The following is an 18995-nucleotide window of genomic DNA, read 5'->3' on the forward strand; positions in this document are numbered from 1 at the left end:
CGAAATGCATAAATTAGGAATATCAGTATACCCTGATAAATCACCAAAAGAAGAGGTATACGCTTATATGGAAAAAGCCGCTAAATTAGGGTTTAGTAGAATCTTTACTTGTTTCTTATCAATCCCTGAAGATAAGCGCGAAAGTTATTTAGTAGAATTTAAAGAATTCATGGATAAGGCTCATGAACTAGGGTTCGAAGTAGCAGCTGATACTAACCCTGAAGTATTTAAAATTATTGGAGCTACACCAGGAAATTTAAAACCATTTGCTGATTTAGGATTAGACATCATCCGTTTAGACGGAAACTTTGGGACACAAGGTGATATCCAAATCACACGTAATCCATATGGTATTAAAATTGAATTCAATGCCAGCATGGACATGGGTGTTGAATTACTAATTAATCATGGTGGAAATAAAGATCAAATGATCATGTGCCACAACTTCTTCCCTGAACGTTATTCAGGATTAGATTTCAATCTATTCATGGAATATAACCGTTATTGGAAAGAATTAAACTTACATACAGCTGCTTTTGTTTCTAGCAACAACGCTAATACAATTGGACCATGGGAAGTATTCTGTGGTTTACCTACAGTCGAAATCATGAGAGGTTTACCAATCGACTTACAAGCTCGTACATTATTAGCAACTGGTGACGTTGACGATATCTTAATCGGAAACTATCCGGCTACTGATGAAGAGTTAGAAGCTTTATCAAAAATTAATTATCAAGCAATTGAAATTCGTGTTGATGAAGTACCTGAAATTACTGACAATGAAAAATTGATCATGTATGATTTTGCCCCTCATTGGGATCGTTATGATCACTCATCATTCATGTTACGTTCTTCAATGCCAAGAGTTAAATTTAAAGAAAAAGCTACAGTTCAAGATTCTGGATTTACTTCAAATACAGAAATCGCAGGCAGTAAATCAATCCCTCATCATGATTGTGGTAAAAAAGTGTTCACACGTGGTGATGTCTTGATTGTTAATGATAACTTAGCTCATTATCGTGGTGAATTGGAAATTGTTTTAACAGAAATTCCAAATGATGGTGAACGTAATTTAGTAGCAACAGTTAAAGAAGAAGAAATGATATTATTAGATTTTGTAACACCTGGTCATCACTTCGTTTTAAAAAAATAGTAAAAAATAAAACCGAGAATTTCATTTGAAATTCTTGGTTTTTTTATCCAAATAAATCATTTAAAACTTTTTCAAGTCCATTATTATGAACCGAATCACAAACCAAATCGCTAACAGCTTTTAATTCATCAACAGCATTTCCCATTGCAACTCCTGTTCCAACTGTTTGAATCATCTCTAAATCATTTAAACCGTCGCCAAAAGCATAACTATCTTGAACATTCAAATTTAAATATTCAAGGACTTTTTGTACCCCAGTAGCTTTTGAAATAACATTAGAATAGATTTCAAAAGCATTATCTGTTCCATGTTTATCATAGTTAAAATCATTTAAGATAATTTCTTCAATCTTTGCTTGATGCTCATCGGGTACACTAACCTCTAATTTTAAGCATTCTGCAATTATATCTTCTCTATTAAAGTCTTCAATTAAAAATTCTTCATTAATATTACAACTTATGAAAAACTTTTCTAAAACTTTAAAACTCGGATCTAAATATGCTCCACGTTTTGTTTCAATAATATATTCAAAATTATTTTCATCCAGATGATTTACTAAATCAATCGTCTTTTTTAAATCTGTAGGCTGATGATAAATAAATTGTCCATTCATTTCCACATGTGCTCCGTTACACAAAACAGCACCATCAAATCCAAAGTTTGTTAAAATCTCAGGAATAAAAGCATAAGGACGACCACTTGCTAAAAATAACAAATAACCTCGTTCTTGTAATTCCTTCATTTTTCGTTGGGCTCCGGCTGGAATTTCTGGCAATCCCCCATGCGTATCTGTTAATGTTCCATCAATATCAAAAAATAGTACTTTTGTCATATATCCACCTCATTTTTTTATTATAGCAAAACCGCCAGATAACTAGCGGCTTTTTACTATTTTGGAAAATCTCCTTTTTTCTTTTTTGTCATTAAAATCGCAGCAATTATCGAAACAAATGGAACTGTTAGAATGACTCCCAATGACCCTGCAATACCTTGAATGATCTCAATTCCCATATCATAGGAATTGAACATTTGTAAAAACGGCATATCATAAGCATAAAAAACAACTAATGTACTTAAAGAGCCACCTGTAAAAGCTAAAATTAAAGTATTTGACATCGTTCCCATCATGTCTCCACCTATTTTAATACCACTTTTAAATAAATCTTTACGTGAGATATTAGGATTGTGATATTTAATTTCCTCAATCGTAGTTGAAATTGACATAGCTACATCCATTACTGCTCCAAGCGAAGCAATTAAAATACCTGAAAATAAAAGACCACTAATATCTAATTTACTGTTTTGTCCTATATAAAGTAACGTTTCAATATCATTAACATTATAGCCGCTAACATGCCCAAGTGCCCCAAAACTGCTTGCAAAGATTCCTGCTACAACGACCCCCGCAATCGTTCCTAGTACCGAACATAAAGTTTTCATTGAAAAGCCACCTATAAAATACATTGTTACAAGAGTCGTTAAAACAACTACAGCAACTGCACTAAAAAACGGTGAAAAACCTAAATACAACATCGGCAGATATAAAAAGATAATACAAATAAATGTAAAAATTAATCCTAAAGCTGAGGTAAAACCTTTTCGTTTACCGATTACAACTAATAAAATCAAAAAAATTGCGACCATTGTATATAGTGTATTAGTGCGATCATAATTATAAACACTAGCACTTAAGGTTCCATTATATTCACTAAGCTGCACTATCACCCTAGTTCCCACCTTACAATCAGCACCGTACAAATAACTATCAATATTCGTAGTCTCTACTATTTGACCTTTATAATCACCTGACAAAATCTCCGTATTCACTATTTGCGTTCCTTGCTGAAGTCCATTTTCTGTACGATTTTCAGATATAATTTCAGTCACTCGGGCTTTTTCAAATACAGCACCTTCTTGATCCATCAATGGTGTTTTTTCAACAGCATTATTAAAAAAATATAAAAAAATTAAAAATGCTAAAATTGCCAGCCAGACTCCAAAATGACCTATTTTTTCTTTTTTACTTAACTGTTTAAATTCTTTTAATAACTCTTTCATAACTTCTCCCATATATAAAACAAGACAGAACAAGCTCTGTCTTGTTTATTTCATTATTTATCTTGACTATTCTTCAATTTTTCTTTTTTTAAATAATTTTGTTCCAGCAATTCCTAGCAATGATACGAAAGCAGTAATACCTGCTAAATTGATTGACGTATCATCACCAGTTTTTACTTTGCTGCTAGTTGTTTTTACTGGTGTTTTACTTGGCGTTGTTGAAGGAGTAACAATTGGAGCTGTTGTAATATCTTCAGTATTTTTCTTTGCTAAAAATTCATTTGTCACTGTATCTAATTGTGTACTCAATTCATTTAATGCAGTCTTAGTAATAGTTGCTTCATTGAAGTCAACTTTTAAAGCTGCAATTGATTTCTTGAAAGCATCTACATCTGCTCTAGTATACTGATCTTTTTTATCTCCGATACTAATTTGTGCTAAAGTACTTCCAATTTGATCAAATTTAGTCTGTACTTCAGCAAACTCAGCTTTTGTCACGACTTCGTTTTTAGCTGTTGCTAATTTATTATATGCTTCATCGATAGTTGCAGTTGTAACAGCTTTATTACTATCATTTTCATATAACGTTTTGTCTAATAAAGATGAATACCCTCGTTTTAAGGCAGTACTATTTTCATTTGCAAAACCATTTTGGGCATAACCGTAATAATTTAATGGATCACTTGTAGTATTCCATTTATTTTGTAATTCTGTTTCAGCTGTACTATCATCACGTGTGTCTAAAGCAGTATTTACAGCTATTAAAGCTTCATCGATTCTATTTTTAGAGCCACTTGTTACATTGACTGTATCAATCGCAGCTACTTCATTCTTCATTTCTTCAATTGATTTAGCATTACCATCTTTTGATAAAGTTACATCATTTGCATATTTTTGACCATTGTAATCATAAGTTTTAATTGTTAAAGAATCTCCACTAAAATCAATTGTTGAAAAGGTTGGTTCTGGTGTATTAGAACGTTCAGCAATATAATATTGTTTAACTGTATTCAATGTGTAAAATTTACTTCCTGAAGCAGATCCTGCGGCAATATATAATGTTCCTTCTGGATTATATGCTTTACTAGCATTTTCACTAACACCGTCGGTTTCAATTACCTTTCCATCTAGAATTTGATAAGTACGAGCGTAAGAATGATCGTGACCTGTTAAACATAAATCAATGTTAAATTCATCCATTAATGGCGCAAATAAAATTCTTAAGTTAGCCCCATCAACATCTGAATGCGGTGAACCAGAACCATAGATATCATGATGGAATAAAACCACTTTCCACTTTGCATCTTCATGACTAGCTACAGCTTCTTTCATTAACTGACGATGTTCTTCAACATTACGACTATTACTATTTAAACTAATAAATAGAGTATCTCCATAGCTATAATAATAATCTCCACCAGATTCTGTAGAACCTAATGTACTTGCATTAGGATTATTATAATGAAGACTGTAATCATCGACCATTGACTCATGATTACCAATCGTTGTTGCTAATGGTGTACTTCTCAACACATCAGGATATAAGAAACCTGCATATTCTTGTTCTCTTATAATCTCTCCAGAACCATTAGTTCCGCTTGATGAATAATCAATTTGATCTCCTGCTGATAAAATGAAGCTAGCATTTTCTGCAATGCCTCCAGCTCCTAATGCTTTTTGCAATGTCTTATTCCATGCATAGGTATTAACTGCAATATCAGTATCATCTTGAGTACCTTGTCCGTTACTTCCAGAAGCTCCAATTTGTGGATCTCCTACTAATACTGCCTGATAATCACTAAAACTGTGTGTTTTGTAAGTATATGTATCACTCCAATCAACACCGTTTGTACTATATTGGTAATAGTAAGTCATATTTTCCACTAGATAATCTTTAAGTGCTACCTTATTACTAGCAGTATAGTTTTTGAAACTATTGTTCTTGTTAATCTTGTCAGCACTGCCCGTTACAGTTTTTGCTCCTGACATATCTTGATTGGTAGAAATTTTTACTGTTGGTGTTCCCGTTTCTTCTGAGTACCAGGCAAAATTTAGATCAGTTGCTTTTGCTCCCGGTGTCAATACAATTTTTCCAGTATCCATTTCACCGGATTCTTGATTATTCCATTGGTTATTATACCAATCATTATAATCACTAGTACTAGTCAGCCCATTATTTAGTTTTTGTGTTCCATCATTACCTTGATATTCACCATAAGCTGATAATGGTACCATTGCCAAACTAGAAAAGGCTGATACTGTTGCCAAAGAAACAATAATACGTTTTTTCAAATTCTCATTCATGTCATAGTCCCCTTTTTTTAAGTTATAAATCTGTACTACGCCACCTATTTTACACACTGAGATTTTAGCGTCAACGAAGTTTACAAACACTTTATCAACTTAACCAAAACCATAAAAAAGACGATTATAGTTAAGCAAAACTTAACCAAATCGTCACTTTCTTTTGATTGAAATTATTATCTAAATCTAATTATACTCTATCAGTACATCATCTCGCCTTTTTTCTTCTGATATACTCTATTCCCCCTAAAGTTACAACCATACCGATTAGTCATGTTCCAATTATCATGTTATCACCAGTTTTAGCTGCCTGTTCATTTCCTTTTGGAGTTTTCGGCTGTTCTGGTTCTACCAGTGTTACTTCACTCTTCTTTTTTAATCCTTCGTATGCTGTCTGTAGTTTTTCTGCCAGTTTTGCACATATTATATCATTTTCGAAATCAAAAAATGGCAAATACACTTCTTGGTCAGCTCTTGCACCGGTTCTAAGGCGCATTTGATTAACCCCGATTTTCCCAACTGCTCCAGAACCATTCCAGTTCAATGAAATATATGTAATCTTACTTGGATTATCAACTTGATAAATTGCGTATCCATTTTTTTGACCTGAACTTATTATTGCACCATTATTTTTAGGAACCAGTGTTGTTGAAATCCAAGTAGGAAAAATATCTATAAAACTATCAACTAAAGATAAATTTCCATAATAAATCTAAGCTGATGGTGCTTCAGTATCAAAGTTATCTACCAAGGTTTTAGAATTTTCGAACTCCTTAACTCTTGTTGTAGATAGCGAAGAAATTATTAAGCACACAATAAATACAAGCTTTACTGCTCTTTCCCATCTCAATTTAATCACTCCGTTATGATAATCTTATTAATCTTTGATTTGGTATCCCAGACTTTTACTTTTTATTATATTTATTTATGAAACATGGTTTCATAAATAAAAAACGATATGATTAAAATAAACTTCCATATCGTTTTAATAATTATTTAAATTTATCTATTGCAATGCTTGATTGACGATGATCAATTAGATTATCGGTTTCAATCTTATAATTTAAATTATCCTCATAATTTTTAGAAAATACACAACCATAAATAATATCTAACAATAAATGTAGTGAGAGAGTCGAAGAAAAAGTTGCGATTTTAGAATAAATAAATTCTGATGAATTTAAATATAAGACTCTTTGGGTATATTTTACAAGACGATTTTCTCCAAATGAAGTTATTGCAATTGCAGGAATCTTACGTCGATATAAAATCTTCGCTGCTTCAATTACTTCTTCTGTTTCTCCGGAATAAGAAATTAAAATAGCCAAATGTTCTGAAGTACTTTGAGCAGCTTGAAACAACTGTTCATTGATCATTTGTGAAATCCGCACATCTTTACCTATTCTAAACATCTTATACTGAAAGTCACTTGCAATTCTAAGTGGACCTGAAACCCCATAAATATCAATGACCTTCGCTTTAGTAATCATCAAAACAACTAGCCTTAATTCTTCTAAATCTAAATTTTTCATTGTAATATCAATGCTTTCTTTTGATAGATTAGCAATATTGCTAGCCACAGTATAAACACTATCAGTTCCTTTAAAAGGGTAGTTTGCATTAATATCATCATTGCTAAGACGACTATATTGTAATTGAGCTGCTAATGCAATTTTAAAATCATTATATCCTTCATATTCAAGTTTTCGACAAAAACGAACAATACTAGCTGGAGAAGTAAATGTTGCTTTGGCTAATTCTTTAGTTGACATGTTTAATACTTTTTCACCATTTTCTAAAACGTATTTACCTAAGATCCGTTCTACTGATGAAAAGTTATTTGCCAATTCAATTTTCTTTAATAACCCCATATTACTCCTCCATCTATAAGTGGTTAAGAACTACTTTCTCTATTTAACCCCATTTTTATTTTTCTAAACTCCTTCTTTTATTTAGGAATATAACTACCATTACGGCTGCTGACATTGTAATTAACCATGTTCCAATTATCATGTTATCACCAGTTTTAGCTGCCTGTTCATCTCCTTTTGGAGTTTCCAGTTGTTCTGGTTCTACCGGTTTTACTTCACTCTTCCTTTCTAATCCTTCGTATGCTGTCTGTAGTTTTTCTGCCAGTTTTGCATATCTTACTTGGTCTACCCCTTCTAACAGCTCTTCTTTGATCTCTTTTATTACTCTTTCTAATTCCTTTACACTTGCTTCACTGTATCCGCTCAGATCCATCTCTTCAATTCGTTTTATTAATTCTTCTACACTTCCCGGCTCATGATTCAGTTTTAAGCTGCTGTATTTTTCATTAAGTCCTGCCAGTTCTTCTTGCAACTCTTCATTCGTAATATTTTCATTCTTTAATGCTTCTTTTGCTTCTGCTATCTGTTCTTTTAAGCGAGCTGCGGTCGCTTCACTGTATATGCTCAGATCTTCTTTTTCTATTTCTTCAATCCGATCTTTTAGATTGTCATAATTGATCTGTTCCACTAATCCCAATTTTGCCTCATACAGTGCTTGAACTGCATCATTTACTTCTGCTTCACTGGCATCTTCGTTTTCACTGACTGTCTCTGCTTTTTCTAATGCTTTTTCCACTCTTGCCACTGATACTTCGGTATATACTTTGGTATCAAGTTCTTCTAGTTCTTTAATCAGCGCATCAAGTGTCTTTTTATCACTTTTGATCTCTAATCCCTTAAATGCTGCTTCAAGATTTTCTCCTGCTTTTTCAACTTCACTGACTAACAGTACTTCTGCATTTAGACTTTCCTTGACTGCCTGCAATTTCTCTTTAAATGTTTTAACTGTACCTGGTTTATATACTGTCCAGTCTGTTTCTTCGATTTCTTTGATTCGTTTTTCCAACAGCTCATATTTATCTCTGCTACCTTTAACCATCACTTTGATTTCATCAGTATTTGCACTGTCTTCACTGCCGTCTTTAGATACAGTTACAACAAGTGCCACTTCTTGATCTTCAATCGGTAAGTTAACACTTCCGTCTTTGGCAATAACTTTTTCCAGATCAGAACTGAATACACTGAAGCTGTAGCCGTCAACTGTCGGGAAGTCCACACGACCATTTTCAACAGTTAATGATGTCAGCTCCTGAGCAATCTTACGGGCATTATCTTTAACAACAGTAATTTCTTTAGTTATTTTTTGACCGTTGACATTGGCACTAATTGTTGCTGTTCCTTCACCAACAGCAATCATCTGATTGTTTTTACAAACAACAACGAACTCATTGCTTGAAGTATATGAAGCATCCTGATATGTTGCATCATCAGGAGTTACAACTACATCAAGTGCTGTATTTTCACCAAGATACAGTTCTGATGACATTTCTTTAAATTCAACACTGCTTGCTAATTTTAAATCTGAATTATTATAAATTTCAAATTCATAGATTGAATAACCATACTTAGTTGCTGGTGTTAATCCCTGCATTCTTACATATCTTGCTTCAACCGGATCAAATGAAATCTCATTAGTTAATTTATTTTTATCCTCATCACGTAATTTTTCAACTATATCATATTTTGAACCATCAGTAGACACTTCAATATTAAAATCTGTTGCTCTTGCTGATTCCCAATAAAGTTTAACATTATCAACAGTTGTCACTTCACCTAAATCAATTGTAATTTGTTCTTTAGTGATTGATGTCCCATCTTTAGAAACCCAGCGTGTATCATAATCACCATCATTAACCAGTTTACCTGTTGGATTTTTATTCCATTGATTTGTTTCTGTTGAAGCACTAACATCTTTATTTAATGCCATATTTTCACCAAGAACATTAATCACACTCGTAGCATAAATTTCATCATTATATTTTGCATAGATAATTGTACTCCCTACCTTTTTAGCAGTAACGATACCGTTTTGATCTACACTTGCAATATCTTCGTCACGGCTTGACCAAGTTAATTGCTCATCTGCATATAATGGTGCTAATTTTTTAACTAAAGTTTTGCTTTGTCCTACATTAATAGATAACTCTTTTTGATCTAAAGTAACATTTGTTACTTCAACATTTTCAATTGGATTATAAATAATCTTTGTTTTTCCTAACATTGGACAATAAATTATTTCATCATTTTTCAATTCTAACTTAATATAATTTACATTATCACCTAACTCTTTAGTCGATACTTCATATAAATAATATTCAGTTGAACTAGCTGCTTTACCTGCATTTACAACATTTTTCTCTACTTTATTATAAGTTAATCCGTCACTAGAAGCATAAATATCTACTGAATCATTTACAAATGAACCATTTTTATAGATTTCAAAAGTAGCTTTTTCAATATCACTTAAAGCATAAACAATACTTTGATTACTATCTGATAATCTTTTAATCCTTGTTTTATCAGTGAAATTTGATGATTTAGGATCATCAAAAGCAAATTCACCATATTGATACATTTTACTAAAATCTTCAATTTCATCTACAAAATAACCATTAATAATATTAATATGACTATAAGCACTAACATCAGTATCTTTAGCAGTTGCTACAACGACAACTTCTCCTTTAGCCTTAGCAGTCAATATCCCATCTGGACTTATTGTTGCAAGTTCAGTTGGTTTTCCCTCAAGAGATAATACTTTCCAGCTTACTTCTTGGCTGGCAATACTTGGAAGTACTTCTGCTTTAAACTGTAATTCTTGTCCTTTAACAATAAATTCATTATGACTTTGAATATCGATTTGTGATGCTCCCTGGTAATCATAATATATTGATCCACCAGCATATTGAGGATCATATGTTTTATAACCTGACTTACTTGTGATCGTTACCCGTAAATATTGATATCCATCATCTTTTATTACCGCTTTATTTTTAATTGTATATGGATACCAGCCAGAACTTAATTTACCTCCTTGAATAAACTCACATTCAACTGGTGACCAGCTATCACCATTTTGAGAAACTTCTACTACAAAATTTCCAGATTTATCAAGATTATTATTTAATGAATATGCACTAAATTCAAAATCATAAATGTTATTTGCTTGATATGTAATAATTCCTGGTTTACCATTTGCATTACTATCACTTCTTTTAACTGTTTTATCACCATTAAAATTAGCTGAATTATCATCTTTTATAATATCTTGATAAGATAAAGCAACTCCATTTTCAAGATCATTTAACTCATCAACTAAAATACTAGAACTTGTTGCCTTAAATACTAATGTATCCTGTATTTCTGGTTTTCCTTTTAAATTACCAATCACTTTAAATTGACCAGCTTTTTTTACTGTTAAAAGTCCATTTTCATCAATTAATGCTTTATCACTAGCATTACCAAAATAATCAACAACTGACCATTCCATTTCACCTTTTGAAATAGATGGAATATAATTAGCTGCTAATTGATAAGACTTACCAACTTCTAATTGGTTAGCATTAGTAGTTTCATAAATTTCAACCTTTTCAACATCAGTTGTTTGACCAGTTGTAAAACTCATTGGATGACTTTCACCCTCATATCCTAAAGAAGTTAAGATCATACATGATTTTGCTGGTAAAGTGACATTAACACCATCCTTAAGATTAGCATTTTCAATTGTGTCATATTGTAACAATTGACCCTTTTCATTGACCGGTCTAGTTTTCCCATCAATTTCACCATCATAATAGAAATATTGATTAAGATCAACTTTACTAGCTGCATTAGGCATATTTACTTCTAATGTTTTTTGAGATGATGAATTATTAACAACTGCAATACTAATATCACCTTTATCATCTGCAACTGGAATAATTCCTGATGTAACTCTTAACTGATCAACATAACTGTCTGTAGTTTCAAGAATCTTTGTTCCAGATGGAAAATAACGGCATAACATTGACCAAGTATAATACCATGGTTTTAGATTCTCATCACTTGCTTTTACTGTATTAGCTCTTCCCGTAACATTATGCTCAGCATTTTGGGCTGCCATTTCTTCACCAAGTTCATTCCAAAATCCCCATATCTTGATATCATTATCAATTGAAGGATCTCCTGTTGGCGTATGGACAACATAATCTCTACCTTCTTCTGTTGTTGCAGCAGGTCCATATTGATCTTTGAAATTATTAACAATATCATTATGCTGAACATGCATACTATCTTCAAAGCCCCATACGCTACCAAATTTTAATCCCGCACGAATAGCTTGGACACCATAATCAAAAATATCCACTCCATAATCGTATTTTCTCGCATTCAATTGCGAATCTCCAGGACCAGTTCCTGAAATTCCCATTTCACCCAAAGCAAATCCTTCCTCAGCAACTTCAGGATCAAGACTTTCAGCCTGTTCTTTCCAAGTCTTTAATTTCTTTTCAATAAGTCCACTTTCTACCTCACTTTGTGGGGCATATCTATGCACTTCTGTTAATTCTATTTTATCTTTCATCTCATCACTTGTTGCTTGATTTATCCAAGCTTCTTGTGAATCATAAACATCCGGCCCTACAATTTTGATATTTTCAATTTTTTCTATACCAGAACTGTCCATTTCATTTCTTAAATTAGTAATTGCCTGCTTCCATTGATCATATACATATTCATTTGTGACATCACCATGATCTCGTTTATAATAATTTGGTTCATTAATCATGTTATAGTATTTAATACAAGTATAACCTTTATCAACAATCAAATGCTCTAAACAATCACCAATCATCCTTGCCCATGTAGGACTACTCCAATTTACCGTTTTTCCATGATCATCGTAAGATAAATATCCTCTTTCACTAATACTTCTCCATTCACCTAACATGATTGGAATATCATTTTGTTGAGCAAAATCTAAAATTTTATAAACACGCTTCATCATAACAGACTCCCAATCATAAATCGGAGTTCCATCGTCTTCAAAGCCAATACAATAACTGTCCCCATCATGGAGCATGACCCGCATCACATTAGGGCTTAAAAAGCTAGCTTTTTCATAAAAAGATGACCATTGTTCATCAGTGTAATCAAATAAATCACTAGGATCCCATTGTACCCCAAATCCTTCAAAATCTTTAGTTAATACATTATCACTGTTAATATAAACTTTTGAATCCAGTTTAGGGGTATTATCAACGGCTTTTACTGGTCCAATTCCAGAACTAGCAACTACCGCTAATGATAATAATGAAGTCAAAAATCGCTTAAATTTCCTATTCATAATATTCCTTTCTCCTTTATATTTTTCCCTCATAAATTAATTAAATTTTTCTCCTCCTTACTAATCTCTATTTATACTTTTAGTTTAATTGTCTAAACAATGATTGTAAACACTTACACAAATAGTTGCAATCTCCTTTCAAACTTTTATTATTTTATTGGGCAATTTATGAAACGATATTTCATAAACACGAAACAAGAAGTTTTGCAATATATAATTCTTCGCTTATCCAAAAAATTAAATATTAAAAATTGTGATTATTAAATTCAATTTTGATTAAAAAAGCATTTCATATTTATGAAAAAAAAGCAATTTTTTGATTTATCTAACTAAATAATTAAACTTAATAATAAAAAAATGGTATACTAAAATTGGTGATAAAAATGAGTCTACTAAGAAAACTAGAAATGGCCGTTGACTTCTCAACTTCCGAAAAATTAATCGCAACATATATTTTAAAAAATGGACCCGATGTTTTAAATATGTCTACTTCTCAGTTAGCTAAAGCAACGTATACTTCGCCCGCTACAATAACTAGACTATGTCAAAAATTAGAGTATAAAGGATATAATGATTTTAAAATTGCATTATCAGCTCAGTTACAATATACGTTTGATAGAAATAGTGAAACAAATCCGAATTTTCCTTTTAAAAAAAGAGATACGATCCATACAATCAAACACAGCATTGCAACACTAGCTAAAGATTCAATCAACCTTACTGTAAATAATATTGACAATGATATCTTAGCAAAAATCATTATTATGCTCGATCAAACTAAAGTTATTGATATTTATGGTGTCTCAGGTCCACTTAGAATTGCCTCTGATTTTCAATATAAGATGTTTCGAATCGGAAAAAATGTTCAGATTGCACCAATGGTCAATGAACAACTATTTCAAGCTGCCCAATCAAATAAGGATCATTGTGCCATTTTAATTTCATATTCTGGTGAAACTAACGAAGTAATCGCTGCCGCAGAACTATTGAAACGCCGTAAGGTTCCGATGATTGCAATTACTTCATTTGGAGAAAGCCGCCTTTCAAAACTATGTGACTATGTTTTATTCTTAGATTCTCGAGAACGAATTTATTCAAAAGTTTCTACTTTTGGTTCAACGATTTCCATCCATATCATGCTTGATATTATCTATAGCTGCCTATTTGCTCGACACTATGATGAAAATCTAGAATTAAAACTTGAAACCGATCATATTATCGACCATCGACATATTAAACAAATAAAATAACCCAAGCTTACTTTTTTTCAATAAGCTTGGGTTTTGTTTTATCCTCTTTTTTTCATTCCATAAACTAATGATAGTGCCAATAATCCTAACACAGCATATTCCGCATAATAAACTTCATCACCAGTTTTAACTGCTGTTTCAACCTTATTTTCTGGCTTATTTTCATCAGGTTCTTTTGTTTCTACTTTTTGTTCACCAACTATTGCAAAAGTACCTAACTGTTCAACCATAAAAGTAATTTCCTTACCATTAACAGTCATTGGAACCTCAACTACATTTCCATCCTTATCTAGCATCAGAACTTTGAATCCCTGCATCTTTGATGTAACATTCCATACAATCGTTAATTGATTATCGGTCAGTACATATTCTTTGTTATTTAACATCATTGCCAAATCATAACAGCTAATAATTATTTGGTCATCAGTTAATTTGCTATTGAGCTTATCTAAAATAACTTGTTTATCTACTTTAACAATATTTAAAAATACATCTGGGTCCAGGTCCTTCAAACTAGTAAGATCAACTTGATACTCTGGACAGCTGATTGATTTAATTCCTCTAACCTCAACATTGCGAGTATGGCTATGCGTAATATTTTTACTATCAGTTACTTCATATGTAACAAAATATTTACCATGATGGTTTAAATCAACATTATTACTTATGATCCGTACATTCTTTGTAATATCTGTATCATTTTCAAATACTTTAATATCTGCTAGTGGATCAAATTCTTGATAAACTTTTAAAACAACATCAATAATATCAAATTCAATCATAACTGTTTCATCTTTTTTAGCAACAGTTACAATAATATTTGCGGTATCAGATACTACATTCGTAGCCTTATTCTTTACTGCTAAGACCAATGCTACTTGTTCATCCTGATTACTTGGTGTTACTTTACCATCTAAATCGATGATATTAGGGATACTTGAGCTTTTAATTGTAATTTCATAACCTTCAACAACCGGTAAAACGATTTGATTATTAATAATCGTTAACTCCTTAATACTATCTGCAATTTCCTTTGAACTGTCAATCACTTCTGTAACTTCAATCGTACAGTCTTGATAAATTTCTGGATTATCCTGAGAATAAACACGAACTGTTGTTTTACCAGCTTTAAGCCCAGTTACTAAACCATCTTTATCAACAGAAACAATTTCATTATCAGCAGCATCAAAAATAACTTTAAATGGGAATACTGCTTCTGGATAAACCTTAGCCCCAATTATTTGGCTATTTCCAACTGCTAATTTCAAATCTTGATTTGCTAATTCAATTTTATTAACAACAGAATTAAACGGTTTGTCTTGAATACGTACATCGCCAACTTGAATCTTCCAATGATCTGTTAATGTTCCTTCAATAGCAATCTTTAAATAATCATAATCCTTAGTAATTGCTTCTTGAGGAATAATATTTGCATAATGCCAATATGGATTGCTTAAAGCATTTATACCGTCTACTTTGATTTCTATACTTTCCCAAGTATTTCCATCTTTGGAAGCGTAAATTTTAATTTGTTCAAACAATTTATCATTACTATCTGCCACATATCCTCTAATTGAAAAATCCTTAATACCCGCTAACTTATAAATTACATTTCCTCCATCATTAGTTCGCGAAAATGTTGTATCATTAGCATCTGCCATTAAATCATACTTCATATTATTAAGCTGATATACTAATCCATTACCATCTTCAACAGAATCATGGAAAGCATATACATTGACAATGATACTTCCAATTATTTTTCCATCTCTATAAACATTAACTAAAGCACTACCTGAATTAACTGCCTTAAATGACATATCAGTAATTTTAACAATATTTTCATCACTGCTCTTTAACGTACAATTTTCAGGTAAATTTTCAAAGCCGCTTATTGAATAAATGCTCATTATATCATTTGTAGCAAGTTGAACATCTTTCATAATTTCTTTATATTCACTACTTTGAGCATCATCAGGTATTTCTAATTTGAGCGGTTCACTGAATTCACTTTGATTCGTTAACTCTACTTTTCCAACTTGAATATCTGTACTTGATACCTCGTTTCCTAACTCAATTTTTATATATTTATATTCGATTTCTGACTCTGGAGTTAATACTGCAAATTTCCATCCCTTAGTTAGTGAATACTTCTCTATTTCATTTATTTTTATTTCTGTCCATTCATTTTTATCATTCGAACCATAAACTTTAAAATTACTTCCAACTGCTCCTTTAACATAACTATGAATTCTAAAATTTTTAATTCCTTCAGCCCTTTGATATACCAAAGAAGCTTTATCTTTGCCGGCACGATTAATCCTTGTCACATCCCCAAAAATATCCTGATTCATATTAATTCGATTTTGAGCATTATTAGGATGTTTTTCATATGAGTTAAAGCCAATATTTTGATAATCAACCGTATTTTGTAATGACTGCATTGAGTCACTAAAATATCCGCTATCCTTACTATTGAACTTATTTTCACCCTCCATAGTAGTTAAAACCAGATTACCATCAGCTGGTAAAGTTAAAACAATTCCTTCCTGCAAATCAAGATTCTTTTTAAAATCAGAACGAACAGGATATCCGTTTTCATCTTGATTTAAATCATCTTTAAAATAAGCATAAACACTTAAATCCACTTTTTTAGTCGCCTCAGGAATTTTTACCAACACTTGCTGTTCTTTACCTGAATGATTTACTACGGATATTGTTAAATCATCTCCATTGATGGCAGCCGTTGAATACACTTGCTGTTCAGTTGGACTAGTGTAAATTATTTGTGACCCTTTAGGCATAAATTTACTTGCTAATGCCCAAGGTACATACCATGGTCGTATATCCTCCGATACTCCCTGATATTCACCTAGTGAATTCCATAGTCCCCAGACTTTCATCAATGATTTTTGATCTACTGAATAATCATAAGTCATTGGACCATTAATATGCACAGAATCATCTAGTGACCAGGCTGTTAATCCAGACATTCCCGCCCTTGTTCCTTGTACAAGAATATTAGCCATCCATAATCCATATTCAAAGCTGTCTATATTTGTTACTTGATCAACATTATTCAAATAATCGCGCATTCCGACTTCACCCATATAGACCTTTTTATCAGGATTATCCTGACCAGCGGCATTATTAACTAACATCCGCATTTCATTTTCAAAAACTCCATTTTTTAAATTAACTTCATTTACATACCAATGGAATTCATACTGTTCGAAAACATCATGAAGATCAGCAATACTTTGGTTATACCATAAATCTAACCAGTAACTTAGGTCCGGTGTCAACGAAATTGTCTTTTCTAAACCTCTTTGCTTTAACTGATCATAAAGATTTAAATTTGCTTGTTTCCATTTATCATACTGATATGATCCAGGATTTATATTTACCTCATTACCTAAATCATATTGTTCAATACAAGTATAATTTTTATCCTTTACCATATGTTCAATAAAATCCGCTGCAATTTGAGCATAACGGGGATCATCTAAAGTTAAATTATATTGTTTTAAATTTTCACCTGGCACATAATACCATTCTGCTGCTTCAGGATATTGCCATTCACCTGTCATTACAGTAATATTATTCTTTTTAAAGAAATCAAACAATTGATATAAACGTTTCATCCTTTTGATATTCGGTTCAATGTTATTTCCTAATGGGTCAATTGGATAACCATCACGAGAATAATATTTTGGACTACCATCTTCGTTCAAACAATCCCAAACATAAATAGGATTATTATGATCATCAAATCCTGTACAATACCAATAAGCTGCTAACATACATCTGACAAAGCCTAACTCCATATATTGAATTCTTTGAAAATAACGTTCCCAACGAGCATCATCCATATCAAACCATTCAATCATCTCAAGTTCCATGGCTCCACCCATATAATCTTTTACAATAATATTATCAGGATCAACAGTAATAAGATTATCTGTTTCTTCACCATTTCCTTGTTTAATATAACGGCTATCACCTGTATCATCAGCTGGTTTAGTATACTTAGGTGAAATATCCAAATTTTCACCAGTTCCAATCTTTATTTCATACCTAAATACTTCAAGCTCCCCGGGTACTATCCCTTTCAAATAAGCAGTTCCATTACTAACACCAATAATCTGATTATTTTCATATTTTACGACTTTAGGATTACTACTTTCAATCTTTACATCATAAATTGTTGGATTAATTAATTTTATTGTTTTATTTTCTGATATTTTTAATGTAGAAGTCTTGCTATCATCAAATCCTTCTAACTTAATTGTTTTTAAATCAGTATTTGTATTAGTAATTAATCCAGCTTTACTATCCGTCAACTCTACTTTACCAATTTGAACAGCTTTAAGAAAATTAACTTCATCACTGCCTTTTACTGTTTTTGTTTGATCAGCATTTTCATTATTCTTTATTTCTATTTTTAAATATTTGTTCTTCCCATCTAAAATATTCTTAGGCATAAGATCAAATGTACCCCAAAAAGCTGAATCACTAGTTTTAGCGCTGGTAATAGTATAGTCTACTGCTTCCCAGCTGCTTAAGTCATTAGACTGATAAATATTTACGAGATAACGCAGATTTCTTAAATAACTATGCATTCTAACTTTAAAATCTGTTAGATTATCTAATTGATAAACCAAATATTGCGCACTATCTTCTGTCCTAATCAAGCGACTTGAATCACCAAAAAAATTATTTGGCTCATCAATGACTGTTTGCCACCCGTCACTATGATTTAAGACTTTAGAAAAATCATCTAGTTCGTCTACTTGATTTGTTTCCCGAACTGACGGTGCAGTATTGGCCCATAGGGGCATTACGTTAGACTGCAGCAATGATGCACTCAACAATAAAGCTATCGCATGTTTATGCATTCCCTTCATATTACCTTTCCTCCATATCCTTTTTATTTGCTCTCCATAATCTTATTTTTAATCAATCAATCAATAATGTAAACCCTTACATAAACAATTGGAATAGCTTTTCAAAATATAATATTTTTAATTCACTTA

9 protein-coding genes are annotated in these 18995 nt (G+C 31.9%); 2 read left to right on the forward strand and 7 right to left on the reverse strand.

From position 1 onward, the window contains the following. Nucleotides 1–4 precede the first annotated feature (4 nt). A complete protein-coding gene (locus KSU54_RS06525; RefSeq protein WP_003535809.1) occupies nucleotides 5–1153 on the forward strand; it encodes a DUF871 domain-containing protein in 1149 nt (382 codons plus the stop codon). 43 nt (nucleotides 1154–1196) lie between these two features. Here KSU54_RS06525 and KSU54_RS06530 read toward each other — a convergent pair whose 3' ends face one another. From KSU54_RS06530 to KSU54_RS06555, 6 genes are all read right to left on the reverse strand, one after another. Further along, nucleotides 1197–1985 carry a Cof-type HAD-IIB family hydrolase gene (locus tag KSU54_RS06530; protein WP_003535808.1) on the reverse strand — a complete coding sequence of 263 codons (789 nt, stop codon included), beginning with the start codon at nucleotides 1983–1985 and terminating at the stop codon, nucleotides 1197–1199. A 56-nt stretch (nucleotides 1986–2041) separates the two neighbouring features. Then, the gene (locus KSU54_RS06535; RefSeq protein WP_040434168.1) at nucleotides 2042–3211 is read right to left on the reverse strand and encodes a YibE/F family protein; all 1170 of its coding nucleotides are present in this window, start codon (nucleotides 3209–3211) and stop codon (nucleotides 2042–2044) included. 66 nt (nucleotides 3212–3277) lie between these two features. Next, nucleotides 3278–5515, reverse strand: coding sequence for a purple acid phosphatase family protein (locus tag KSU54_RS06540; RefSeq protein WP_008791198.1), 2238 nt, complete (start codon nucleotides 5513–5515; stop codon nucleotides 3278–3280). Between the two features lie 271 nt (nucleotides 5516–5786). Then, nucleotides 5787–6059 carry a hypothetical protein gene (locus KSU54_RS06545; protein ID WP_003535797.1) on the reverse strand — a complete coding sequence of 91 codons (273 nt, stop codon included), beginning with the start codon at nucleotides 6057–6059 and terminating at the stop codon, nucleotides 5787–5789. Nucleotides 6060–6507: 448 nt separating this feature from the next. After that, nucleotides 6508–7386, reverse strand: a complete 879-nt coding sequence (locus KSU54_RS06550; RefSeq protein WP_003535794.1) for a MurR/RpiR family transcriptional regulator — start codon at nucleotides 7384–7386, stop codon at nucleotides 6508–6510. A 55-nt stretch (nucleotides 7387–7441) separates the two neighbouring features. After that, nucleotides 7442–12709: an Ig-like domain-containing protein gene (locus tag KSU54_RS06555; protein ID WP_117791990.1), complete on the reverse strand. Its 5268-nt coding sequence runs from the start codon at nucleotides 12707–12709 to the stop codon at nucleotides 7442–7444. 383 nt (nucleotides 12710–13092) lie between these two features. On the opposite strand from KSU54_RS06555, the gene KSU54_RS06560 reads away from it, so the two are divergent. Beyond that, a complete protein-coding gene (locus KSU54_RS06560; RefSeq protein WP_003535792.1) occupies nucleotides 13093–13959 on the forward strand; it encodes a MurR/RpiR family transcriptional regulator in 867 nt (288 codons plus the stop codon). 38 nt (nucleotides 13960–13997) lie between these two features. Here KSU54_RS06560 and KSU54_RS06565 read toward each other — a convergent pair whose 3' ends face one another. Then, nucleotides 13998–18866: an immunoglobulin-like domain-containing protein gene (locus tag KSU54_RS06565; RefSeq protein ID WP_003535791.1), complete on the reverse strand. Its 4869-nt coding sequence runs from the start codon at nucleotides 18864–18866 to the stop codon at nucleotides 13998–14000. Nucleotides 18867–18995: the final 129 nt, after the last annotated feature.

The sequence above is a fragment of the Erysipelatoclostridium sp. MSK.23.31 genome (assembly GCF_019125875.1).
Classification (GTDB): domain Bacteria; phylum Bacillota_I; class Bacilli_A; order Erysipelotrichales; family Coprobacillaceae; genus Thomasclavelia; species Thomasclavelia ramosa.

Excerpts from the sequence above, each read along its gene's own strand:
- KSU54_RS06525 (WP_003535809.1), top strand. The coding sequence starts at position 5 with ATGCATAAATTAGGAATATCAGTATACCCTGATAAATCACCAAAAGAA.
- KSU54_RS06530 (WP_003535808.1), bottom strand. The coding sequence starts at position 1,985 with ATGACAAAAGTACTATTTTTTGATATTGATGGAACATTAACAGATACG.
- KSU54_RS06535 (WP_040434168.1), bottom strand. The coding sequence starts at position 3,211 with ATGAAAGAGTTATTAAAAGAATTTAAACAGTTAAGTAAAAAAGAAAAA.
- KSU54_RS06540 (WP_008791198.1), bottom strand. The coding sequence starts at position 5,515 with ATGAATGAGAATTTGAAAAAACGTATTATTGTTTCTTTGGCAACAGTA.
- KSU54_RS06550 (WP_003535794.1), bottom strand. The coding sequence starts at position 7,386 with ATGGGGTTATTAAAGAAAATTGAATTGGCAAATAACTTTTCATCAGTA.
- KSU54_RS06555 (WP_117791990.1), bottom strand. The coding sequence starts at position 12,709 with ATGAATAGGAAATTTAAGCGATTTTTGACTTCATTATTATCATTAGCG.
- KSU54_RS06560 (WP_003535792.1), top strand. The coding sequence starts at position 13,093 with ATGAGTCTACTAAGAAAACTAGAAATGGCCGTTGACTTCTCAACTTCC.
- KSU54_RS06565 (WP_003535791.1), bottom strand. The coding sequence starts at position 18,866 with ATGAAGGGAATGCATAAACATGCGATAGCTTTATTGTTGAGTGCATCA.